12 protein-coding genes are annotated in these 17,674 nt (G+C 53.6%); 4 read left to right on the top strand and 8 right to left on the bottom strand.

Annotated features, from left to right (window positions below):
• Nucleotides 1-17 precede the first annotated feature (17 nt).
• Nucleotides 18-1,538, top strand: a complete 1,521-nt coding sequence (locus DK872_RS16050; protein ID WP_161518532.1) for an aldehyde dehydrogenase family protein — start codon at nucleotides 18-20, stop codon at nucleotides 1,536-1,538.
• A 27-nt stretch (nucleotides 1,539-1,565) separates the two neighbouring features.
• Nucleotides 1,566-2,597: an alcohol dehydrogenase AdhP gene (gene adhP, locus DK872_RS16045; RefSeq protein WP_035888619.1), complete on the top strand. Its 1,032-nt coding sequence runs from the start codon at nucleotides 1,566-1,568 to the stop codon at nucleotides 2,595-2,597.
• Nucleotides 2,598-2,638: 41 nt separating this feature from the next.
• Here adhP and DK872_RS16040 read toward each other — a convergent pair whose 3' ends face one another.
• Entirely contained in the window at nucleotides 2,639-3,523 is an 885-nt protein-coding gene (locus DK872_RS16040) for an alpha/beta fold hydrolase (protein ID WP_035888618.1), read from the bottom strand.
• A gap of 83 nt (nucleotides 3,524-3,606) precedes the next feature.
• On the opposite strand from DK872_RS16040, the gene DK872_RS16035 reads away from it, so the two are divergent.
• Nucleotides 3,607-3,960 carry a MerR family transcriptional regulator gene (locus tag DK872_RS16035; protein ID WP_007371738.1) on the top strand — a complete coding sequence of 118 codons (354 nt, stop codon included), beginning with the start codon at nucleotides 3,607-3,609 and terminating at the stop codon, nucleotides 3,958-3,960.
• 40 nt (nucleotides 3,961-4,000) lie between these two features.
• Here the strand turns inward: DK872_RS16035 and gap are convergent, their stop codons facing one another.
• Together gap and DK872_RS16025 are read right to left on the bottom strand one after the other, a co-directional pair.
• The gene (gap, locus tag DK872_RS16030; RefSeq protein ID WP_035888616.1) at nucleotides 4,001-5,011 is read right to left on the bottom strand and encodes a type I glyceraldehyde-3-phosphate dehydrogenase; all 1,011 of its coding nucleotides are present in this window, start codon (nucleotides 5,009-5,011) and stop codon (nucleotides 4,001-4,003) included.
• Between the two features lie 78 nt (nucleotides 5,012-5,089).
• Nucleotides 5,090-6,070, bottom strand: a complete 981-nt coding sequence (locus tag DK872_RS16025) for a GlxA family transcriptional regulator (RefSeq protein ID WP_090396681.1) — start codon at nucleotides 6,068-6,070, stop codon at nucleotides 5,090-5,092.
• 177 nt (nucleotides 6,071-6,247) lie between these two features.
• Here DK872_RS16025 and DK872_RS27345 point away from each other — a divergent pair, with 177 nt between their 5' ends.
• Nucleotides 6,248-6,457 (top strand): hypothetical protein, encoded by a 210-nt coding sequence (locus DK872_RS27345; RefSeq protein WP_007371742.1) that lies wholly within the window; start codon nucleotides 6,248-6,250, stop codon nucleotides 6,455-6,457.
• A gap of 345 nt (nucleotides 6,458-6,802) precedes the next feature.
• Here DK872_RS27345 and katG read toward each other — a convergent pair whose 3' ends face one another.
• From katG to DK872_RS16000, 5 genes are all read right to left on the bottom strand, one after another.
• A complete protein-coding gene (gene katG / locus DK872_RS16020) occupies nucleotides 6,803-8,986 on the bottom strand; it encodes a catalase/peroxidase HPI (RefSeq protein ID WP_035888614.1) in 2,184 nt (727 codons plus the stop codon).
• A 320-nt stretch (nucleotides 8,987-9,306) separates the two neighbouring features.
• Nucleotides 9,307-10,095 (bottom strand): hypothetical protein, encoded by a 789-nt coding sequence (locus DK872_RS16015; RefSeq protein WP_007371744.1) that lies wholly within the window; start codon nucleotides 10,093-10,095, stop codon nucleotides 9,307-9,309.
• Between the two features lie 542 nt (nucleotides 10,096-10,637).
• Nucleotides 10,638-11,192: a winged helix-turn-helix domain-containing protein gene (locus tag DK872_RS16010; protein WP_007371745.1), complete on the bottom strand. Its 555-nt coding sequence runs from the start codon at nucleotides 11,190-11,192 to the stop codon at nucleotides 10,638-10,640.
• Between the two features lie 521 nt (nucleotides 11,193-11,713).
• The gene (gene tssH, locus DK872_RS16005; RefSeq protein WP_161518531.1) at nucleotides 11,714-14,224 is read right to left on the bottom strand and encodes a type VI secretion system ATPase TssH; all 2,511 of its coding nucleotides are present in this window, start codon (nucleotides 14,222-14,224) and stop codon (nucleotides 11,714-11,716) included.
• A 19-nt stretch (nucleotides 14,225-14,243) separates the two neighbouring features.
• Nucleotides 14,244-17,672, bottom strand: a complete 3,429-nt coding sequence (locus DK872_RS16000) for a type VI secretion protein IcmF/TssM N-terminal domain-containing protein (protein ID WP_161518530.1) — start codon at nucleotides 17,670-17,672, stop codon at nucleotides 14,244-14,246.
• Between the last annotated feature and the right edge of the window lie 2 nt (nucleotides 17,673-17,674).

Genomic DNA, 17,674 nt, shown 5'->3' with positions numbered 1-17,674 from the left:
TAAAAGAGGAACATCTGATGAAATACGCTCACCCTGGCCTTGATGGCGCAAAAGTCTCTTTTAAACAGCGTTATGGCAACTATATCGACGGAAAATTTGTAGACCCGGTAGAGGGCGGCTGGTTTACCAATACCTCGCCGGTAACCGGACAGGTGATTGCCGAATTCCCGCGTTCGGGCGCGGTGGATATAGAGAAGGCTCTGGATGCAGCGCATGCTGCCGCCGACGCCTGGGGAAAAACCAGCGTGCAGGAACGTTCGAATGTGCTGCTGGCGATTGCAGACCGCATTGAAGCCAATCTGGAAGTGCTGGCGTTAACAGAAACATGGGACAACGGGAAACCTATCCGCGAAACGATGGGGGCGGATATTCCGCTGGCGGTTGATCACTTCCGCTACTTTGCCGGTTGCATCCGGGCGCAGGAAGGCACAGCCGCGGAAATCGACAGCAATACGGTGGCTTATCATATCTATGAACCGCTCGGTGTGGTCGGGCAGATCATTCCGTGGAACTTCCCGATTTTAATGGCGGCCTGGAAACTGGCGCCTGCGCTGGCGGCGGGTAACTGCGTGGTGCTGAAACCCGCAGAGCAAACGCCGCTCGGTATCTGCGTGCTGATGGAGCTGATTGGCGATCTGCTGCCAAAAGGCGTGCTCAATGTGGTTCATGGCTTTGGTACGGAAGCGGGCGAACCGCTGGCGCGCAGCAAACGCATTGAGAAAATTGCTTTTACCGGCTCGACGCCGATAGGTCGCCACATCCTCTCCTGCGCGGCGGAAAACATTATTCCCAGCACCGTCGAGCTGGGCGGCAAATCCCCCAATATTTACTTTGAAGATGTGCTGAATGGCGATGCTGAATTTATCGATAAAGCCGTCGAAGGCGTTGTGCTTGGCTTCTTCAATCAGGGCGAAGTCTGTACCTGTCCGTCCCGCGTGTTGGTGCAGGAGTCCATCTATCCGCAGTTCGTGGAAAAAGTGCTGGCGCGTATGGAAAACATCCGCAAAGGCGACCCCTTTGACACCGAGACAATGATCGGCGCGCAGGCTTCGCAGGAGCAGTACGACAAAATCCTTTCCTATATCAATATCGCCCGTGAAGAAGGGGGCGAAATCATCACCGGCGGCGAGCTGATCAAGCACGGGGATAGCCTGCAAAACGGCTTCTACATTCTGCCGACATTGATTAAAGGCCATAACGGCATGCGCTGTTTCCAGGAAGAAATTTTTGGGCCGGTGCTCGGGATCACCACTTTCAAAGATGAGGCTGAAGCGCTGCGTATTGCCAACGATACCGAATTCGGTCTTGGCGCCGGGGTGTGGACGCTGGATATCAACCGCGCATGGCGCATGGGGCGTGGCATTAAAGCCGGGCGCGTGTGGACTAACTGTTACCACCTCTACCCGGCACATGCGGCTTTTGGTGGGTACAAAAATTCGGGCGTTGGGCGCGAAACGCACAAGCTGGCGCTGAGTCATTATCAGCAGATTAAAAACCTGCTGGTCAGCTACAGCGGAACGCCACTGGGTCTGTATTAATCAATCTCATCAGGATGAGGTAATGATATGCAATTGAAAACGATGAAAGCGGCAGTGGTTAAAGCATTCGGGCAACCGCTGGTGATTGAAGAGGTAATGGTGCCTGCGGTAGCGCCGGGCAAAATTCTGGTCAAGATCGAGGCGACCGGCGTTTGCCATACCGATTTGCATGCCGCAGAAGGCGACTGGCCGGTGAAACCGAATCCGCCGTTTATTCCCGGCCACGAAGGCGTTGGTCACGTGGTTGCGGTGGGGCCGGGCGTGACGCATGTGAAAGAGGGCGATCGGGTTGGCGTGCCGTGGCTTTATTCTGCCTGCGGGCACTGCGAACACTGCCTGAGCGGCTGGGAGACCTTGTGCCACGGGCAACAGAACTCCGGTTATTCGGTAAACGGTACTTTTGCCGAATATTGCCTGGCGGACGCCAACTATGTCGGCATCCTGCCGGATAACGTCGAATTCCACGCGATTGCGCCAATCCTCTGTGCCGGGGTAACGGTTTACAAAGGGCTGAAGATGACGGAAGCCCGCGCCGGTGAATGGGTGGTGATCTCCGGGATCGGCGGTCTGGGTCATCTGGCGATCCAGTATGCCGTGGCGATGGGGATGAATGTGGCGGCGGTGGACATTGACGATGACAAGCTCGAATTTGCTCGTCGGCTCGGCGCATCGGTGGTCGTCAATGGGCGCGAAGAGGATCCCGGCAAGCGCTTCCACGCCGAGTTTGGCGGCGCGCACGGCGTGCTGGTCACGGCGGTGTCACCAAAAGCGTTTGAACAGGCAACCACCATGATGCGCCGTGGCGGGACGATGGTGCTAAATGGGCTGCCGCCGGGCAAATTCGACCTCTCGATCTTCGACATGGTGCTGGATGGCATCACCGTGCGCGGCTCCATTGTGGGAACGCGCAAAGATCTGCAAGAGGCGCTGGATTTTGCCGGGCGCAATAAAGTGCATGCGGAAATTGCCGTTGAACCGCTGGAGAATATCAACAGCATCTTTGATCGCATGCGCGCCGGGAAAATAACCGGCCGCATCGTGGTGGATATGTCGTTGTGATAGTGTTGCGATAAAAAAACGGGGCGTTATGCCCCGTTTTGTTACTGGAGTGAGTCGGCAAATGCCGCCAGATCCCGGTTGAAACGCTGCGGTTCTTCTAAAAAGGGCGCGTGTCCCGAATCGGCGTACAGCAGCGTACGTATGTGCGGATTTACGCTTCTGGCCCGCGCCAGTGAAGCTTGTGGGTTCACCAGTTGATCTTTTTCCCCGTAAATAAACAGTACCGGTACTTTTGCTTTGCCCAGCCCCTGCGCGAGTGACACTTTCATTTGCGGCACCGCGCGTTGCATTGTCCACGAGGCCAGCGCAGCGTTAGCCAGCAGACGCTCAAACGTGGCGGTGTCGGGTTGCTGATGGAAGCACAGACGCAGGAAATCACGCTCACCTGCCAGATGGGTTTTCAGATCCGCTGACACCATATCCTGATAAACCTGCGGGTGAGCCGGTATTTGCTCTGGTGTGAGTTCGACCACGCCATCGACATACAACACGCCAGCAATCTGTTTATCGCCGTAGGCCGCCAGATAGTGGCTATTTACGGCGCCACCCAGCGACCAGCCCACCAGAAGCGGCTTGTTTGCGCCGCTGCCTTTGATAACGGCTGCAACATCATCCGCCCAGCGACGGCTTTCCGTATAAGCTGTTGCTTGCTCCGGTTTGCCCGATAAGCCATGGCCGCGCAGGTCGAAACTGATCAGGCGAAAGCGCTGCAGGGCGGGATCCTGCCACTGTTTCTCCCAGTTAAGATGGCTGCCTAAAAGCCCATGAATAAAGATGATGGGCTGACCGTCCGCAGCGCCGGTTTCCTGTACAGCCAACGGTACCCCGTCTGACGAGACAACGGTATAGTGTTTATCCTGCGCGTACAGTGAGGCGCAAAACAGCAGCAGGATGAAGGCAAGATTACGACCACGCGATAACAGCATAAAATGTTCCTCCGGTTAACGATTCGTGGCTATCCTCAACCTTTACACTGGTGTCAGAGTCAAGCAGCAAACGAGGAGAAAAAATGCTATCGATTGGCGAACTCGCCCGGCAAACAGGCGTCAGCGTGCGCTCTATTCGTCACTATGATCGATATGGTCTGTTATGTTCTACGCGGGCCTGTAACGGCTATCGGTATTTTTCTGCACAGGTGGTCGGGCAGGTGCGTCAGATCCAACAATTGATTGCTACCGGGTTTAGTCTGGCGGAAATCGCCACCTTTCCGGAATGCATGCGCAGCACGGAAGGGGCCGCATTTTGCCCGCAAACCCGTGAACTGCAGCGTAAACGCCTCGGTCGTATTGAAGCGCAAATCGCCACCCTTGAGCAGCGCCGCGCACAGCTGCTCGCCGCGCTGAGCGGCAGCGACGAGCAATAAAAAACCACGCCGTAGCGTGGTTTGTTGGGGGGGCGACGGATTATAAACCGCGCTGCGCCATCAGTTTCGTCAGATCCACCAGCCGGTTGGAGAAGCCCCACTCGTTATCGTACCAGGCGAGGATTTTCACCAGATTGCCGCCAATCACCAGCGTCGACAGGCCGTCGATAATGGAAGAGCGCGGATCGCCCTGATAATCACTGGACACCAGCGGCTCATCGCTGTAGCCGAGAATGCCTTTCAGCGGCCCGTTTGCGGCGGCTTTACGGAAAGCGTCATTCACTTCTTCCACGGTCACATTGCGTTTCAGCGTTACCGTTAAGTCGACGATCGACACCACCGGTACCGGTACGCGTAGCGAATAACCGGTCAGCCGTCCGTCCAGTTCCGGGATCACTTTGCCGAGCGCTTTCGCCGCGCCGCTTGAGTAAGGCACGATGGAGAGCGCTGCGGCACGCGCGCCGCGCAGATCTTTTTCCGGCTGGTCGTGCAGCGCCTGGCTGTTGGTGTAGGCGTGGGTGGTATTCATCAACCCGTGTTCAATACCAAAGTTCTGGTGCAGTACCTGGGCAGCAGGCGCCAGCCCGTTAGTGGTGCAACTGCCGTTGCTGACCACGAAGTGGCGCGCCGGATCGTACTGCGTGTCGTTAACGCCGAGCACGATAGTCAGGTCATCATTTTTCCCCGGCGCGGAGATAATCACCCGTTTTGCGCCGCCGTGGCTGATATGCACCGCGGCTTTTTCGCGATCGGTAAAGAATCCGGTGGCTTCAATCACAATTTCCACGCCAACGTCGCGCCACGGAATGTTCGCCGGATCGCGTTCACTGAAAACGCGCACCGCGTTGCCATCGACAAACAACTGGCCTTCACCTGCTTCAACCGGAACCGGCAACGTGCCGAGCAATGAATCGTGTTTCAGCAGATGGGCGAGGGTTTTGCTGTCCGTCAGATCGTTGATGGCGACGATCTGAATCTCTGGGTTACCGAGCGCGGCGCGCAGTACATTGCGCCCGATCCTGCCAAAACCGTTAATGCCGACCTTAACCATGATTGACTCCTTCTTTTTCGTGTCTGAAGTCACTTTAGGGCGGCAGCGTTTTGGCGTAAAGGACGGATAAGGATCACTTTACGCCATTTTGCGGCAGTGGAAGCGCTGGCGATACTCGCCGGGGGTAAGGTGCAGTTGACGCTCAAAGATGCGGCGTAAGTTGATGCTGCTGCCGAAACCCGTGGCGGCGGCCACGCTCTCCAGCGTTTCGCGGGTTTGCTCCAGGCGGTGTCGGGCAGCGGCAAGCCGCGCTTCAGCAACATAACGCGCCGGAGGGATGCCGGTTTCACGGGTAAAAACGCGGGTGAAATTGCGCGGACTCATCGCCACGCGTTCGGCAAGCTTTTCGACCGAGAGATCGCCGGTCAGGTTTTCCAGGATCCAGCTTTGCAACTCGCTGACCGGCCCGATACTCTCTGCCTGTTGCAGATGGTAGCGGCTAAACTGTAACTGGCCGCCGGGGCGGCGCAAATACATCACCAGATCCTGCGCGACGTCGCGGGCGAGGGTGAAACCATAATCCTCTTCGACCAGCGCCAGCGTCAGATCAAAGCCGGAGCTGACACCGCCGGAAGTCCATATCGGCCCATCCTGAATATAGAGCGGGCCGCTTTCGACTTTGACCAGTGGGTAGCGCGACTGCATGGTTTCGAGCAGCCGCCAGTGGGTGGTGGCACGCCGACCATCAAGCAACCCGGTTTCTGCCAGCAGCATCGCGCCGCCGCAGATGGAAGCCACTCTGTCGGCATGGGGGGCGGCAAGACGCAGCCAGTCAACGACGGCGGTGCCTTCTTCTTCATTGGTTCCGCGTCCGGTGATCATGATGGTATCCCATGGCTCGCGTGGGTCCAGTTCCGGCAAACGGAAATCGGCCAGCAGATTCAGGCCAGACTGGCCGTGGATCACCTGGTGCGGCTGCGTGGTGGCGATGCTCACCCGGTAACGGGGCTGTTGGGTTTCATCAGCATGCAGGCGATTGGCCTGCATCAGAATGTCGGCAATTCCGGCGGCTTCGAATAACATGCCGCCATCGGGAACGATAATCAGGAATCTCTTCATGTCCTGAAAAGTACACTTGCCACATTATAAGTCAAGATGCGAACAGAATTTTAAGCGTAAGGGCTGACCTGATCCAAATCTGAAAGGCCGTTAATGAGAAGCAAACGAATTTCCAAATCGCTACTATAACTAGAGTACAGGATTTTTATCGGTCGCATCTCACGCGAGGATTTATCCATGGCAATTGCAAAAGCGTATAACTTAAAGCAGGCATATCAAATGATTACCTCTGGTAAGCAGACGGAGGTGGAGCTGGCATTTGATGTCGATGCCGATGCCTTCTTCATGCTTTCTGCGAATTATGGCGACAGCGGCGCAAAAATCACCCGCCATAATAACCATTTTGTGCTCAGGCTCGATCAAGAAGAGGCCTCAGCATCTGACTGATTTTTAAACTATATTTTTTGAAGACCTGTTTTCAGGCGACAGGAATAATGATGTCGCCATGGTGCTTATTTTTCCTGAAATCCCGCCGTCATCTCTGCGTTACATTCCTGCCGTTTAATGGCGCAAGCCTGCCCCGAAGCGTACTTCTCGCGGTGTCTGGCTTCATCAGTTGTTACTCTTCGATCGCGGAGCGCGGTCAGCAAAACTCGTTATCAACGGTTTCCCGGCAGCCTCGTCGGGATTTTTTTGCTTGCAGACACATGTGACACTGTCACTAAATAGGCGACAGACATAAAAAAACCTGCGGGTTTGATCCCGCAGGTGTGTTGTTTGCCGCAGTGCAGTTTATTGCAGATCGAAGCGATCCAGATTCATCACTTTCGTCCACGCGGCAACGAAATCGATAACGAATTTCTGTTTCGCATCGCTGCTGGCGTAGACTTCTGCCAATGCGCGCAGTACCGAGTTGGAGCCGAAGACCAGATCGGCGCGTGTCGCCGTGTAGCGTACTTCTCCGCTCTGACGATCGCGGCCTTCAAACAGTTCCGCTTTTTCATCGGTTGCTTTCCACGCGGTGCGCATATCCAGCAGGTTAACGAAGAAGTCGGTGCTCAGCACCCCGACGCGATCGGTAAAGACGCCGTGTTTGCTGTCGTCGTAGTTAGCACCCAGAACACGCAGCCCGCCAACAAGCGCTGTCAGTTCTGGGGCGGTCAGCGTCAGTTGCTGTGCTTTATCAATCAGCAGGGTTTCGGTGCTCACACCATCCCACACGCGGCGGTAGTTACGGAAACCATCGGCCAGCGGCTCCATCAGATTGAAGGAGTCGACATCCGTTTGATCCTGACGTGCATCAACACGTCCCGGTGTAAACGGCACATTCACCTGTACACCTGCCGATGCTGCCGCCTGCTCAACGCCAACCACACCGGCCAGCACAATGATATCGGCCAGCGAGGCTTTTTCCGACGCCTGCTGAATGCGTTGCAGTACCGGTAAGGCTTTCACCGCACGGGCATTCACTTCCCAGCTGTTTTGCGGGGCAAGCGCAAGACGTGCGCCGTTAGCGCCGCCGCGTTTATCGCCGCCACGGAAGGTGGAAGCGGAAGCCCAGGCCACCGAAACCAGATCGCTGACCGACAGGCCTGATGCGGCGATATCCGCTTTTAGGTTGGCGATATCTGCGCCGTCAGGATGATAAGTGGCCGCCGGCAGCGGATCCTGCCAAATCAGATCTTCATGCGGAACTTCAGGTCCGATGTAACGGGATTTTGGCCCCATATCACGGTGCGTCAGTTTGAACCATGCGCGGGCAAAGGCTTCGTTAAATGCCTGCGGATCGTTAAGGAAACGGCGAGAAATTTTCTCGAATTCCGGATCAAAACGCAGCGTCAGGTCGGTAACCAGCATGGTGGGTTTACGTTTTTTCGCCGGATCAAACGGGTCCGGGATGATTTCCGGCGCATCGACGGCTTCAAACTGGATCGCGCCAGCCGGGCTGCGGGTCTGTACCCACTCATATTTGAACAGGTTCTCGAAGAAGTAGTTGCTCCACTGGGTTGGCGTTTGTGTCCACGCCACTTCCAGCCCGGAGGTAATTGCATCAGCGCCTGCGCCGCTGCCATAGCTGTTCATCCAGCCAAAGCCCTGCGCTTCCAGCGGCGCGGCTTCCGGTTCCGGGCCTACGTAGTCGTCCGGTTTTGCGGCACCGTGGGTTTTACCCAGCGTATGACCACCGGCGATCAGCGCGACGGTCTCTTCATCGTTCATCCCCATATTACCGAAGGTGGCGCGAATCGCCGAGGCTGCGGAAACGGGTTCACCGCTGGCATTCGGGCCTTCCGGGTTGACGTAAATCAGCCCCATTTCGGTGGCACCAATCGCTGCCTGCGCCAGGCTTTCCGGATGACGATGGCTCAGCCACTCTTTCTCGTTACCCCAGTCGACGTCGAAATCCGGTTCCCAGACATCTTCGCGGCCCGCGCCAAAACCGAAGGTGCGGAAACCGGCATTTTCCAGCGCCACGTTCCCCGCCAGAATGATCAAATCGGCCCAGGAGATTTTCTGGCCATATTTCTGTTTTACCGGCCACAGCAGGCGGCGCGCTTTATCAAGGCTGACGTTATCTGGCCAGGAGTTCAGCGGTGCAAAGCGCTGCTGGCCGCGTCCGGAACCGCCACGGCCATCAACGGTACGGTACGTTCCGGCGCTGTGCCAGGCCATACGAATGAAAAGCCCGATGTAACTGCCCCAGTCGGCAGGCCACCAGGATTGTGAATCGGTCAACACGTTACGGATATCAGCTTTCAGTGCGGAGTAGTCGAGTTTTTTAAACTCTTCGCGGTAGTTAAAGGACTCACCCAGCGGATTGGAGCGGTTAGAGTGCTGGTTCAGCAGATCGACACGCAACTGATTCGGCCACCAGTCGCGGTTGCTGGTGGCACCGGCAGTGCTCTGCTTGCTGGCTTTATCATGGAAAGGGCATTTCTCGACGGCTGAAGAGAGGGGTTGTTCATCTGACGTGCTCATATCTGGCTCCATTTGCTTGTGTAATGCCGTTACGATATACACTGCTTCCAGTAAAAGGTACCTGAATAAATCTACAGATTTGATAGCTAATACCTTTCTTTTAATGCATAAAAAATCGACAAACGTCACATAAATTTATTGCTGTCTCATCAACCTTAGCAATCGCGCTACGCTTGTTCCGGTTTTTTGTGCCTTGTTTGATCGTACCCATAAAAGCGGGGAGGATGAGCAGATCTTCGTCTGTTGGCGGGGGGAGAAAGAGAGGGAAAAGGGCGGAGAGACTCCGCCACTGGCCAGGAGAAAAGGTGGGATAAACGCCTTTACCACGAAAAAGCGGAAAGCTCACCCCCCCAGACGGAATGTTCGATGACAGGCAGGTCGGGGTTGTGCTGTTTTAATTTTTCAATTAATTCTCTGTTTTGTTGATACTGCGGAAGTTTATGGTTTTGGCCTCTTTCATAGTAAAAATAGATACCGCAAACTTTCACCCTGTCGGTGGGAGGAAAATCAGCATAGGTATTGATATCTTTTTTACCCACAATCAGCACTTCGTTATGATATACGCCGTCAGATTCGGAAATCAGCCTTTCCGGGCTCATCATGGAGGCATAGGTTTGGTCAGGCATAGCGCTTTTTATATATTTCCTCACCTTTGCATTATTGTAGCTCTTATTGATGCCCAAAAAATATCTGTCACTGAGCGAGTAGGAGTTTTTATTTTCCCAACTTTGATTTCCTGCATGGTTGGGAAACCAGACATCTTTGTGAAATGTGCCAATGATATTTTGCGGTGGAGCAGCAAGGATAAATCCCACATCGGCCCATTGGCTACGATCGTAGCAGGACGATTGCATACGAATAAGCGAACTGCTCACTATATCCCATGTGGCAATAATATCTTCTGCTCTGCCGTTAAAAAATGGTGAATTATCATCCTTTATATCACGGATTGTATGTATTAAAGCTAAATTGTCGCGATGAGCATTTTTTCTTGAGGGTGATGTTTGCGGTATTAAAAGTGTTTTTCGATAAACCTTTTTCCAGCTTTCAAGCTCAAAATATGAATCATTAAATATATTGGATTTGATCTTTTTCCCTAATATTCGCATGTGCGCCTCGAAAATTATTTGAGTTAAAGGAAGAACGCTGTAAATCGCTGAAAGCGAAACACAGCATGAACAGTGTCTTACGGAGGTCACCGTTTTTCAGTTGATTCGTAATAATGTTTATTAATCGTAGTTGTAGTTTATGAATGTTTATGATTGAACGCCATAATATCTGTCTTAATTAAGTGCTAAGGTTTATTCATAAGGCAGGAATTGATAGCGGAAGATTTAATAATGTAATAACAGGCTAGCATAAGCCGAAGGATTCAATAATATACTCTGCTTTGCGGATAAATCGCTTTCCTCGTTGAGACGATTCAATGGCAGTGATGACCTGTAACTGGCCGGCAATGCGAGATCTGCTCCGCAACATTACCGACAAAGGAGTACACATCATGCGAAAAAACTCAAAAGTGAGACAGATGTAGTTAATTTAGAATAAGTGATGCGTTTGTTATTTTTTTAATGATCGAATTATGTCCTGTTTTTCATAGATAACCTTTTTGCAGTAAGAAGTTAAACGATCTCCACAGATGGCCTTCGGTTCATTTTAAAAAGTAGCCAGTGGGCGCCTTGCTTTCATGTTCCGTGCGGGTGAGTTTTTCAATAAAGCTAACCTTGTCGCATACATCCAGCAGAATCTGATGCAGCGTGTTAAGCTGAGCATGAATTTCAGATTCGTGGTTTGCTGTATGTAACGCAAATTTCAAATTTCTGGAGATGTATTTATCTGTGTGGGTTACTTTATATTCAAGCGGTTCGATTTTCACCGCTGGATTAAAGTAAAATCCTTCTCGTGGAAGCGTCAGAATGAATTGCTCTTTAGTGTTAAATGTCGTGGCAATAATACGTCTGATTTGGAATATGGTTTGATATAAGGTGTTGGGTGATGTCTCCTTGGTGCGCTTTTCCCACGCATAATCATAAAGTTCATTATGCGTGACAATCTCCCCGGGCTTTTTTGTTATTAAAAGCTCAAGGCATTTAGATGCAGGTTTAGTCAATAATGCTGGTGGCAAGTACATATCGCATCGGCACAGAGTTCGTTCAGTTATATTAAAGTCCACTTCATTGTTAATGCGATATATATGCGAGTTCATTTAATTCCCCTTTTGGTTATTTATTGAATTCACTTTCGACAAGCATAAGCATACATTGTAAGGGCAATAAATTTAAAAATATTTCCTCTTAATAAGATTCTTATCTCACATATTTATATGTTGGTGTAAATAAATATTCTATAAATCAATTACTTGTATTATTATGTAAGGTGTTTTTCACAATGTCAGTATGAATAATATAAATTGTATGAATGTTAACTCTGGATTATTTTGGTTGAATGATTTGTTTATTATTCTGAGTTTTTAATGATGATACCTTGTCTGGTTTTTTGTTTTTTCTTATCCAGGTTTGAAAGAATTAAATTATTTTTGATAAAATATTAAATGTATAATATTCCAATCCATTCACGATTTTTATGTTTTATTATATGAAGTTGTTACGCAAAGTTGCTGAATGGAATCAGTATAAACCATAAATCAAAAGCCAGCGACAAAACCTCAGCGAAACGATCCTGACGCTGGACTCTCATTACAGGGCGAAATAAATTTAACTTTAGTCTTTATACTTTCAACACCAGCTGATCTTTGAGGATATCAATTTTCACTTCATTTTTTGCCGCTGGGGTTAACGCATGGTTAGCCAGAACCGGTAATAAATGTGACGTCAATATCTGGTCAATATCGCGCGCGCCACTTTGCTGCACCTGACAGCGTTTTGCCACCCAGTTAACCACTTTATTTGTCCAGCCGGGGCGTGAATCGCTTTCTGTCGCGGTTTGATAACGGCGGCACAGGTGCTGAAGCTTCAACTCGATGATCTGTGCCAGTTCCTGCGGCTGCAAGGGCAGGTAAGGGATCAGCGTCATGCGTCCCATCAACGCCGGGCTGAAAACGCGCTCAAACTCAGGGCGAATAATATTGCACAACGCCTCCGGCGACGTTTTGCCTTTTTCCCAGGCACTAATCAGCGCCGCGCTGGCCAGATTCGACGTCATAATAATCAGTGTGTTACGGAAGTTAATCATCTGTCCTTCTGCATCTTCGATGATGCCCTTATCGAAAATTTGATAGAACAGCTCCATGACGTCCGGATGCGCTTTTTCCACTTCATCCAGCAGTACTACACAGTAGGGATTACGGCGGACGGCTTCGGTAAGGACGCCACCCTGACCGTAACCCACATAGCCTGGCGGTGAACCTTTCAGCCCGGAAACGGAGTGCGCTTCCTGGTACTCGGACATATTAATGGTCACCATGCTCTTTTCCCCGCCATACAGCAGTTCTGCCAGCGCCAGCGACGTTTCGGTTTTGCCGATTCCGGAGGGACCGGCCAGCATGTAAACGCCGGTGGGTTTTTGCGGATCGGCAAGCCCGGCACGGCTGATACGAATTTGTTGAGTGATATGCTTGAGGGCATGTCTTTGCCCAATAATCCGCTGTTCAAGCCGTTCGCACAGGGTGTCCAGTTGCTGGTGCTCCTGTTCCAGCATGTGTCCGAGCGGGATACCGGTCCAGTCTGCAACCACGTCCGCCACGCAGGCGGCATCCACGCACTCAAACACCATTGCATGCTGTTGGTGACATGCAGCCAGCGCTTCACGCATCCGCGTAATTTCTTCGGCATCCTGGCTCTGCTGTAACTGTTGTACCAACAGCGTTTGCCGATCCCATTCCTGGCGCAATGAATCGAGAGCGCTCTGCAAGTTCGTGGCCTGCTGACGAAGTTTTTCCCGCCGCTCAGGCGCACTGTTTTCTCGTTTCAGTGCTGCTATCTCGCATTCAATGGCGCGCAGTTGCACGCAGATCGCCTCAATCTCTTTCGGTTCCTGAGTTTGTGATATCGCCACGCGGGCGCAGGCGGTATCCAGTAAACTCACCGATTTGTCGGGAAGCTGGCGTTCGGCAATGTAACGGCTGGAGAGGGAGATAGCGGCATGGATGGCGCTTTCGAGGATGGGGATCCCGTGATGTCGGGACATGGCCGGTGCCATCGCGCGTAACATCGTCGTTGCCTTATCTGTATCCGGCTCCGCCACTTTAATGAGCTGAAAGCGGCGCGCCAGCGCGGCATCTTTCTCGAAGTATTTTTTATATTCCGCCCAGGTTGTGGCGGCAATAATTCGCAACTCGCCGCGCGCCAGCGCGGGTTTAAGTAAGTTAGCCGCATCGCTTTGTCCGGCGGATCCCCCTGCGCCAATCAGCGTGTGCGCTTCATCAATAAATAAAATAATTGGCGTGGGTGCGCGGGCGACCTCCTTCAGTAACTGCTGAAGCCGGTTTTCAAACTCACCTTTCACGCTCGCTCCGGCCTGCAATAAGCCCAAATCCAGCGTCAAAATCTCTGTCGATTCCAGCATCTGTGGAAAGGTGCCTGCGACAATGCGCATCGCCAGCGCTTCGGCAAGCGCCGTTTTCCCGACACCTGGCTCGCCGGTAAGAATTGGGTTGTTCTGGCGGCGGCGTAACAGAATATCCACCATCTGGCGCAGCTCGGATTCGCGGCCCAGAACTGGATCCAGTTCGCCTTTACGTGCCAGTTCACTGAGATTGCGCGTGTATTTTTGCAGCGCAGACGTGCTGGCCGCTGGCTGTTCGTCGCGAGCAGGCGCGGGCGCATAGATGCTTTGCAGCAACGCCAGCGCTTTGGGGCGGTCGCATTGCAGTGCTTTTTCCACCGGGGTGGCAAACCGTAACGCATTGCCGTCATCAAATAACGCACCCAGCAGAGCGGCGGGCGTCAGTTGGGTTTGTCCCCAGTGGCTACTTGCTAATAACCAGCCCGCAATAAACCACTCGGTCAGCGCGAGGGAAAAGTGGGGCGCGGCGTTTTGTTGCGGCCGCTGGCGCTGAAGCTCCTGCTGTAATACCTCAAACAACCGGCTGACTGGCAGCCCGCTCTGTAATCCCAGTTGCTCAATCAATGGGCTTTGCTGGCGCAGTATTGCCATCAGTAAATGTTCTGGCGTCACTTCTGTATGTTGCAGAGAAACCGCATGGCTGACGGCGGTGTCAAGTACCGCTCGTCCCTCAGCGGAAAGCTTATTAATTATTGGTTTTAAATGATGGCTCATAAAAGTACCTTCAATGGTGTTACTGACACTGTGTGATTTCGTCGGGCAAACCAGAAAGCGCGTGCGCCGCTAACTCGTCAGGTTGCGGATACGCTGACTGCTCGTTGAGATCGCTGATTTGTTGGGTGAGGGAACTGATTTCATCGGCGTTCGTTTTCCAGCTTTGCCACGCCTCCTCAAGGGGGCGGGTGTTGGACATGGCAAAACGAACGAGGATCTGTTTGATGCCTAATCGCTTAAGCAACTCTGCGCTGTCACCGAAATCATGGCTGTCGATCAGCGTTTCTCCTGAAGAGAACAGGCTGACAAACCACGGCCAGGCGTCGTCGCCATTAATCTGATCAACGGCGACAAAATCAGGGAACATAACGCTTAGCGTGACGCCGTGGCACTGTCCCGGCTGCCAGGTGAAATCGGCTTTGTCGGCAAAATTCATACTGCTGAGCAGCTGGTCGCCTTTCTGGCAGTTCAGTAATAGCTGTGTTCCGGTTGGGATAACCTGCGCGCCTTCGGCGATGGTTGCTGGCAGGCTGGTGACCGTTGTTTTCACAACCTGTTTTTCGAGTTTGCTTTGTTGCAACTCAAGCGCCGCGACTTTGGCCTGCAACGTTGCTTTCTGATCCTGGATTTTGGTGGTGGTGCGTTGCGGCAGATCCTGAAGAATATCCGCAGGGAAGGCGTTACGGAGAAACTGGCTAAATTCCGCCGTGAATGGCAACGTCATGCTGGCAAAACCGGCGGCGCGGAGACCATTATTGTCCACCGACAGCATGGGCTTCGCCGGGCCGCGCAGAAAATTGCCCACCAGTTGCTGGCTAAGCTCTTGTTGCTCTTCGTAGCTGCGTTTTTCGGCATTTTTCCCCAGCGGCCAGATCACGCTGCTTTTCCATTGCGCATTCAACCAACACGCGCTGCTGGCCATCGCGTTCGCCAGTAGCGCGCGGGAATCATCCTGATACAGCCGCCACACCGCCGCCACATCCGCATCGATCTCATCGGGCGAGACGCGTTCCTGCAACGTGGCAAGTGCCGGCAGGAGAGTGCCCAGCGGGTTGGTGTCCGGTTTTTGTTGCCCGGGGGTAAAAAGCCCACGCGTTAACGTATCGCCGGGTTTTTCCTGTGCTACGGCCGCATTAACGGCGCTGTTACGGGACTTTTGCCAGTCGAGCCATGCCTGTTGGGCAGATTGCGCTGTCGCAGCCGCGGCCGTTTGAGTTTTGCCCTGAAACCAGGCAGCAAGGGACAGGCGCAGTTGTTTGTTGAGCCGCTCGGTGCGTTGCAGCAGCGCGGCGCCATCGCCCGCACGGGCGAGCGTCTGAACGTCACGCAGCGTGGTCAGCCAGGGCTGCGCGTGTTCCGGCGTAATGGCCTCAAGCTCGTCAACGATGCGGGCGGCAAAGCGCATCGCCGGGCTTTGATTCTGGCTGATAGCAATCAACTGGCGGCGCGACGCCGTGCCGGTTTCATCCGGTGAAAGGTGCGCCGTCACGTCGATCAGATACTGACGCCATGCCTGCTGCCTCGCCTCCTGCCAGCTTTCACGCAATGGCTGAAAAATCGGTTCAGTACGATCGGCAGCGGCTTCAATCTCTGCCATCCATTGATTAACGGTGGCTTCACCGGCCTGTGTCCATTTCCCGTCAAGAACAAGTGAATCGGGTAATGCTGGCCAGAATGTTGCTGCGTGCAGCGGCGGAAATGCGGCGTCCGGAGCCTGTAACCAGCGTAACGACAGATCGTGATTGACCAGATTTTCCAGCACCCGTTGTGCGTTCTGCAACCAGCGTTCGCCATAGGGACGCTGAATGTAATAACGCTCCAGCGCCAGCCGGGTCAGCGGCGATAATGCCGACGGATAGACATTTTGCGTCAGCTCGTCGCTAATCGGCGCGGCTTCGGCGAGCGTATCCAGCGGCGTGCCATGCTGCATTTGTCGCCAGCGCGTGACCGCCGCCGCCAGTTGCAGAATGTCGTGTCGCTGTTGTGCGGGCGACGCGCTAAGGGCGCGTTGCTGATACGCTTCCAGCGTCTGCCGGGCAGGGCGCGCCGTCACTGGAATGCGGGCAAGCAACGTTTCAGCCTCGCGTTGTTGCTGGTTGAATAAAGGCATAAACGGCAGCCAGGGCAGCGCCAGCGTTGCATGTTGCTCGTCTGCGGCAACAAACGCCGCCAGCTTATCCGGCGCTAATTCTGCCAGCCCGGATCGCAAGCGCATGGCGCTCATGCTGGCGCTTATCGCCAGCCAGAGGGCGCAGATACCGATTGCGGCGTAGCAGCAGGTTTTGCCGAATGAACGCTGATACCAACGCAGTCCGCTTCTTTTTAAACTCAATGCCGGAAGGTGGCGGGTCAGCAGATCCTGGATGAAATAGCTGGTGCGGCGACCCTGATTTTCCACCTGCGGTTCGGCGGAACAAAACCAGATGCTCTTCAGCGTGGCCGGGCTGAAATAGGCGTTGGCTTCGCACAGGGCGGCCAGCGTGTAGCGCAGGGCGGGTTCCAGACGGGCGAAGGCTTCCGGGAAATCCAACAGGGTATTGTACTCAGGCGCGCTGAGCGTGGCCGGGCGCGCCATACTCAGACGCACGAGAGAAAACCCTTCGTGCAGACGCGCGAATAGCGGTTGCAGCGTGGTGTCGTCCTGGCCATCAATATGCGGCGGCACGCTCCATGTGTAACCCAATGCCTGCTGGCGTTGGGCGTCAGAGAGCTGATGCTGCCACAAACTAAAACCGGGGAACTTATCGCACTGGGTGACTAAAACATAGAGGGGTAAACGTTCGCCATAGTGCCTGACCAGCGGTTCGACAAGGCTACGTTGCTGGCGGGCCAGCGCATGCAATTGGCTGAGATCGCCACGCATTAACTGGCTCATCGGCAACGCAATAATGATGCCGCCAGGCGCGGGAATGCGCGTGCACCAGCGGGCAAGTTTGCTCCAGGCCTGGCGGAAGGTGGCAGCACCGTTTAAAAAATTGCTCGACAGATCGAGCACGCACAGATCGCGAAAAAACCACCACTGCAGCGTGCGGGTCGGGGCGGTTGTGCCGTCGGCGTTATCACCATAAAAACGGGGCAGCCCTGCGCTGGCAAGCAGCGTACTTTTGCCACCACGTTCGCCGACCAGCAAATACCACGGAAGATGCGTACGCCGACGTTGAATGCGTTTGATGACCGAGGCACCCGCTTTCCAGTGATTAAACAGCACATATTCCCGGCGCGATAAGCGGTATTTGGTGAACCAGCGGCGGCCTTTTTTCCCTCTGACAAGCAGCAATATCTCGGGAAGCGAGTGCCACAACAGCGCGGTAAGCACCATCACCAGCAGCCATAGCAACAGGATCCCCGGGGTGCTCCATCCTTGCCACAGGCCGAGCATAAAACTGAATATCAGCGACAGGCACAGTACCGCCAGCCAGCCAGTAAAACAGGCTAATTTCTTAAACATAG

It is taken from the genome of Kosakonia sp. MH5, assembly GCF_009935945.1.
GTDB classification, from domain to species: domain Bacteria; phylum Pseudomonadota; class Gammaproteobacteria; order Enterobacterales; family Enterobacteriaceae; genus Kosakonia; species Kosakonia radicincitans.
This window is presented reverse-complemented; position numbering and strand designations above follow the sequence as displayed.